At 47.0% G+C, this 5,431-nt stretch carries 5 protein-coding genes; 3 read left to right on the top strand and 2 right to left on the bottom strand.

Annotation, left to right across the window (positions count from 1 at the left end):
• The 3 genes from Q0668_RS03645 to Q0668_RS03655 all read left to right on the top strand — a co-directional run.
• On the top strand, positions 1–1,007 hold a 1,007-nt coding region (locus tag Q0668_RS03645), incomplete at its 5' end, for a DUF6677 family protein (RefSeq protein WP_298860035.1).
• A gap of 58 nt (positions 1,008–1,065) precedes the next feature.
• Entirely contained in the window at positions 1,066–1,272 is a 207-nt protein-coding gene (locus Q0668_RS03650) for a hypothetical protein (RefSeq protein ID WP_298860037.1), read from the top strand.
• Positions 1,273–1,471: 199 nt separating this feature from the next.
• The gene (locus Q0668_RS03655) at positions 1,472–2,569 is read left to right on the top strand and encodes a hypothetical protein (RefSeq protein ID WP_298860038.1); all 1,098 of its coding nucleotides are present in this window, start codon (positions 1,472–1,474) and stop codon (positions 2,567–2,569) included.
• Between the two features lie 103 nt (positions 2,570–2,672).
• Here Q0668_RS03655 and lptB read toward each other — a convergent pair whose 3' ends face one another.
• Entirely contained in the window at positions 2,673–3,455 is a 783-nt protein-coding gene (gene lptB / locus Q0668_RS03660; protein WP_298860040.1) for an LPS export ABC transporter ATP-binding protein, read from the bottom strand.
• A gap of 115 nt (positions 3,456–3,570) precedes the next feature.
• On the bottom strand, positions 3,571–5,431 hold a 1,861-nt coding region (lepB, locus tag Q0668_RS03665), incomplete at its 5' end, for a signal peptidase I (protein WP_298860041.1).

Here is a 5,431-nt window from a genome sequence, read left to right on the forward strand (position 1 = left end):
GAACTCTCACATTCTCGGAGTACTCTTCTGATTTTTTTACTTTACCGCTAATATCCACCGTTGGGAAACGAAATTCCTGTACGCGTCTTTTTACAGAGGAAGTGCCTGAGGATCTCGAAATGGCTGACAGTCACAATCAAATTGAATTGAAGAATCCAGTGATCGCTGCGATTTTAGCATTTCTCATTCCCGGCGCCGGTCATTTTTATCAGGGTAGAACCTTTAAAGCCGCCATCTACTGCTTCTGTATCATGAGTACTTTTTTTTGCGGTATGGCATTAGGAGACTGGAAAACCGTCTATTACCAGTCGGAACCAGGTAAAAGAAATCTCGGATATTTTGCACAGGTGGGAGTCGGCCTACCCGCCCTACCGGCTTTGATTCAGACTTCACGATATAACAAATCAATGAATCCAGATAATCGCGCACACAATGGAGCCAATGCCAGATACTTTGATTCCCACCCCTATCCTCAGGAAATGCCTCTGGAGGCGCCTTTCCACGGAACACTTCTGGATCGTGGTGATGATGGCAAAAACATCAGTGGTGAGTTGGATGGCTATATCAAGCTAAAAACCATCCCTGGAGAGTTTGGCCCCGAAATCAGCGGCACTTTTGAAGGCACCCTGGATAATAAACCTATCGACGCTCTCAATCTCTCCGATCCAATCGGCATGGGGGCACAGTTAGAGGGAGATCCACGACGATTGCTCGAATGTGCTGTCGTGCGAGAAGTGGATGGCCGCCGAACTGATACCGGCCACATCGAAGGATCGATTCCCAGACCTTTTCTTAACTGGTTTGAAATGCCTTTAACGAATCGCGCACTGGATGACGTTAACAAAAAACTGGGGAAACGTTATGAATTTGCCGTCGTATTTACCTGGATTGCCGGCCTGTTAAATCTACTTGTCATCTGGGATGCCTTCGAAGGACCCGCCTATGGAAGAGGTGACGAAGAAGAAATCGCCAGCCCGGAAAATGAGCCCAAACCAACGAAGACGTGAAAGCAGATTCGCAGACAATTTGCAGCAGCGCGTTTCATAAAGCAAAGGCACCAAAAGCATGTCGATTCCACTTCTCTTAGCGAACCAGGTCAATGCCATAGTCTATCTGATTCCACTCTTGGCGGTGATCAGTCTGGTATATAATGCGACGCGCTATGAAATCCCCCAGGTGATTATTCAACGTTCGATCCGCTTTTTCTTCTATGCCCTGATCATTATGGGTGTCTTAATGACGTTATTAGCGATCCTCTCCTGGAATATCTGAACATATTGCCACACATATTCCCCCATCAGATGCCGACTCATCAGTACGCTAATCTTCCTGATCGAACATTTTGATTAGACTTGCTAAAAAATTATCCTCATTTATTCCTAATCAATTGCACTTTACGCGTTTGTTGCCCATACTCAGACGATTAGGGCTATGGATTCCCTTTCTGCAATTATTAGGTTGGGATAACTTTATGCAGGATAATGGATTTGCACTGACAGAAATAGTAGATCTTGCAGATCATAATGAACTTTTTGAACTACTAGATAATGAGCGCGTCTATGCGCTTTCTCATCAGGGAATCACCGATGGCTTTTCCAGTGTGAAAGCGATTAGTCGCTCCACCGGGATCGAAACGCGCCGTCTGCTGCAACCTCAGCTTTCGCCCATTGATATTGCCGTTGCTATTGCAGAGAAACTGCAATTGACGGTTGGATTTGAATGGGCAGAATGCCCGGCGATACTCCTCTGTCATTCCCATACGAATCATCAATCAGCGCTCCAATTATGTAACCAGCTCTCAGCCGAGTTGAATATTCCCGCCGATCGATTTATTCCTTTAAATTATGGCTGTGTAGGTTTCATCGAACTGTTGAACCGCGCCTCGCAATTACTGGAAGATCTTCCGGAGGGCGTGCATATTCCACTGCTCACAGTAGAAACTCCTGAACATTGGCATGATTCGTCTGACAAAGCATTCTGTGGAATCGTCTCTGCGGGTGCCACTGGAACCACTCTCTGGAGAGGACCAGGCCACTCCTTACTGCATGTGGAAACCGCGACCGAATATATTCCAGCAGATCGTCGTAAAGAAGACGTCCCGTTATTCTGGACCGAACAAGGCGATATGTATGATTTCCGAGGGCATCCGGAACATAAACTTGTCATGCATATGGATGGTGAATCCGTTTTCCTGAATGGTGTGGATTTGATGCTCGAAGCCTGTTTGAAGTCATACAAACAAGTTGTCGGAGAAGGTGAACGAATCCTGATCGCTCCACACCAGCCGAGTGGTAAATTATTAAAAGCAATGATCGCGGCGGCACGCCAGATTCCGATCACTGCCGACTATCTCAATAATCTGCCCTTCTATGGCAATTCCATCTCTTCGACAATTCCCACGATTCTGGCCCGTCTCGAAGAAGTAGTTTTTGCGAATGGTTATGCTCCCGTGGATCAGGGAGATATCATTCTTCTGCCGGCAGCAGGCATCTGCATGAACCGCCTGGAAGATTCGATGTGTATCGGAAGAGCCGCCCTGAAATGGCAGCCCGGTCATTATCTGAGTTAGACTGAGAGCGTCTCCCGCGAGACATCCTCAATACGAACCTGCCTCAATACGAACCTGTGAAATCATCCAACGACTCTCACAGCAGATTCAGCCAGACTTCAAGCTAAGCCGCGTCACGGTCAAATGCGCGTGAACCAAAGGCTTCTCGCCCTTCGATGATCGAACCTTTGTCGAACCGCTTCCCAAAGTAGAGTGCCTGTGCAGATTCATCACTCAGCACTGTCTCTGCGTCTCCGCTAACGAGTACCTGACCGGCGCTGATAATATAACTGCGATCTGTAATGGTTAGCGTTTCACGTTCCCGGTGGTCAGTCAATAAAATCGAAATACCACTGTCGCGCAGGTCGGCAATAATATCCTGAATATCGTGAATCGTGACGGGGTCAATTCCAGTGAACGGTTCATCCAGCAAAATCAGTTCGGGAGCACTGGCCAGACATCGGGCAATCTCCAGACGCCTTCGCTCTCCACCGGAAAGTGTTGAGGCAATCTGCTTCCGCTTGGAAGTCAAACCGAACTGATCCAGCAGACGGTCAACGGTATCATGGCGTTGTTTGCGGTTTAAATCCAGAAATTCGAGAATCGCATAGATATTCTGTTCGATGGAAAGTTTGACAAATACACTTTCATCTTGAGGAAGATATCCCATTCCCTGTCGGGCACGTTTATACATCGGCCAGGACGTGACATCGGTCTCTTCAAGATAAACTCGACCTTTTGTCGGTGCAACCATCCCGCAGGCCATACGGAAAGTGGTTGTCTTGCCGGCGCCATTTGGTCCAAGAAGCCCTACAATTTCGCCGCGTTCGACATAAAAATCGACTCCATCAACGGCGCGTTTTCCCGGGTAATCTTTGACCAGACCAACACATTCCAGCAATGCCATGACAGACGTCCTCCTTGACGAATTCGCTTACCTAGAGACTCTCTTGAAGCATTCTACCAAAATCCATGAATCTGCTTAAGAGCGATTTCTAACCCATTTCAATGTCATGAAACTGCTATCGAATTCGTTTCATCCGGGATACATTCGGATAAAAGGGTACAGACAGCTTGGCATAAGGATCTTTGGGGTAGTTCCCGGGAGAAGTTTGATGGTAGAAAAATCTCTTAAAGGGCCCGGCATCAGGAGAATAACCGCGCCCGTCATTCATAAACGGGATTCCATGTGGCCAGTAGATCATAAACGCTTTACCTACCAGAGCCGAGCGAGGTACCGCATGAGCCCGTTCAGCATTTCGATTATTATCCCACAAGCGGCTATCCGCACTACGGGCGGAATTATCCCCCAGTACAAAGAACTCATCGTCTGATAACTGATCAAATCGAACCTGTTGACGATAATCCTCAAACTGGCGGCTCCAGGCTGCCGGATCCCAAAGTAAATCCCAGAGAAACTTCTTCTCGCCAGAATACTCTTTCGGCTGATAAGGTTCTGCTGCACGGTAGTAAATATCACGTTGGAGTAACAAATGCGAAACCACAAAATCCGTTCCTCGACCAGCAATTCCCACAGGAGCTAAATCACCATCGCGGGGTGCCGGTGATACGGGTGGTTGATATTCCGTTTTGTTTTCCAGATCTACCTCGGAACCATCAATCCAGAGACAAAGCCTCTGGTCAACATTCGCAAACATTACCGAATGGGAGCCCTTGCCTTTGAGTTCCGTTTCCACGGTTGTCAATTCTTTTTCCACGGGTTCCGGATTTGGAAAATCTTCCACAAAATAAAGTTTTGCCTGACCTGTTTTAATATCAAAGCGTACCCGATAGTGACGATCGCCTCGCATGAGTTCCACCAGGAATTCACCCGCGTCTGTCTGAATCTCAACATCGAAACTGACTGTTAAATCGCCTACCCAGAAAGCGGCATCATACTTAAAGCTTCCCCTTGAGCTGCCACCCGAATAGTCATTATAGGCAGTGTAATCGTTGATTAAACGAGCGCTTGGCGGAGAACTCTGTATCTGCTGTTTAAATAACTCCGGATTCTCCTTCAGTAACTTCCACTCTTTTTGACGCGGTATCATATTCTGATAACGCAACCATTGAAGGTCTCCGGAAGAAGCGTCCGCAATACTGTCCCGAAATTGATAAGTACGCGACACAGTGTCGATTTCCCAGGCCGATTCCTTTGCTGCCTGAAACTTCGTTTCATCGGGAGCAACCTGAGTCATGACGGACCAGCGTTCAGGCCAACCTGCATTCAGGATATCTCTAGGTGGATAATCATCATCGTAGACCAATTGCTGCACTGCCAGTTGTTTCTGCAAATTATTCTTGCGCAGGATCTGAAATGGTTCTTTTTCATTTTTTCTGGCATAGACGTCACCGCGGGAAATTTGAATTTCTTCGCCGGGCAAACCGACCAGACGCTTAATATAATTTGTCTGTGATTCTTCGGGGTATTTGAAAACGATGATATCCCAACGGTCAGGGTCACCAAACTCAAAGGGAAACTTATTGACAATAATCCGATCTCCCGTGAATGGTGTTGCCTTTCGAAGATCAGAATAGTAACGGCAGTTGGGACAGTATGATCCTGTCACATTCAATTCGGGGCTGTAATACCCGGATTTTCCAACTTCATCACTGGCGCCTACTGCGTATTTTACACCACACTCGGGGCAATTGATTTCTTTATGACGACCATACAGTGTGGGCGCCATTGACCCTGTGGGAATCACAAACGCTTCTGCAGAATAGGCACGGAAAACAAACGCAAATACTAATGCAATGATGATCGACTCGATCGTGTCACGCATTTCATTATGTCGGCCTTGGACTTTTTCAGTCTCGGGTTTGTTTTTTTCAACTGGTTCTACCAGCTTTTTTTTTGTTTTTGTTTTCTTCGCCTTTTTT

The organism is uncultured Gimesia sp., assembly GCF_937910335.1.
GTDB lineage: Bacteria > Planctomycetota > Planctomycetia > Planctomycetales > Planctomycetaceae > Gimesia.